At 35.1% G+C, this 968-nt stretch carries 1 protein-coding gene and 2 pseudogenes; all 3 read right to left on the reverse strand.

Annotation, left to right across the window (positions count from 1 at the left end; all coding sequences use genetic code 11):
- Window positions 1–284: pseudogene (locus BG20_RS13075) on the reverse strand (hypothetical protein); the annotation flags it as partial.
- A complete protein-coding gene (locus BG20_RS03260; RefSeq protein WP_238527469.1) occupies window positions 221–643 on the reverse strand; it encodes a hypothetical protein in 423 nt (140 codons plus the stop codon). The gene BG20_RS03260 and the pseudogene BG20_RS13075, both read right to left, overlap by 64 nt.
- Window positions 644–673: 30 nt before the next feature.
- Window positions 674–968: pseudogene (locus tag BG20_RS03265) on the reverse strand (sulfate adenylyltransferase); the annotation flags it as partial.

Here is a 968-nt window from a genome sequence, read left to right on the forward strand (position 1 = left end):
AACACTCCTACAAGAATTCCAATTGCTGCAGCAATGTAAAATGGAAACAATGCAAAAGGATTCTTTGCAGGATCACCTGAAATGAATTCTGCAATCAAACTACCAGAGTTTACTGCTGGTGGATCAGCGGAGCTTTCCATACCATAAACGGAATAACCATTAATTACAAATGCACCAATATCAAGATTAGAGACTACAATTCTTGCTCCATTATTTACTGTCAGTCCTGCTCTTTCAGTGTAAGATACAATTGTCTTAGATGTTGGAGACCATCCACGCTCCAAATCATTATGTACAACAACGTATCCTCCTTTGGAGTCTGTACTGCAACCCAGAACTTTTCGTTCGGTTGTGAACCCATTCCTACTTCAATAAATTTTTCTGGATTATCTCTGTCGTATAGTCTCAATACTGCATTTCCATTCGGATTTGCATATACAAGATTATTGTCAATAGTAACTTGCCAGCTTATTCCATGTGGTCTTTCCATTTGAATAATGGTTGCATCTCGAAGAATTTTATTAAATTCGTATGACGGAATTTCTATTGTATCAATAATCAATGAAGGATTTTTTGATTCTTGTGCAAAAACAGGTGAAATGACAAATCCAAAAATCAAAATTAATACAAAAATATATTTCACAAGCTAAATCTTGTTTTAGTGAATAAATACCTAATCAACAAACGGATGAGGATATTCTAGTATTACCTTTGAGACTTCTGGTCGCAAGATAAATTCAGATGGAGATTTACCTTCATCAATCATTTGTCGTAGTTTTGTTCCACTGATTTGCTCTTTTGCATCATCTCCATGTGGACATGCCTTTGGATTTGTGTATGTAAGACATTTTCTGCAATAGAAAAATGCAGGAAAGAACACAGGGATTATTTCTAATTCCGGATAGTCATCAAAGATTTTTTGTGCTGCAAATGGATCATAAAATGTACCAACTCCTGCATGATCTCTA

The sequence above is a fragment of the Candidatus Nitrosarchaeum limnium BG20 genome, assembly GCF_000241145.1.
In the GTDB taxonomy this organism is placed as follows: domain Archaea; phylum Thermoproteota; class Nitrososphaeria; order Nitrososphaerales; family Nitrosopumilaceae; genus Nitrosarchaeum; species Nitrosarchaeum limnae.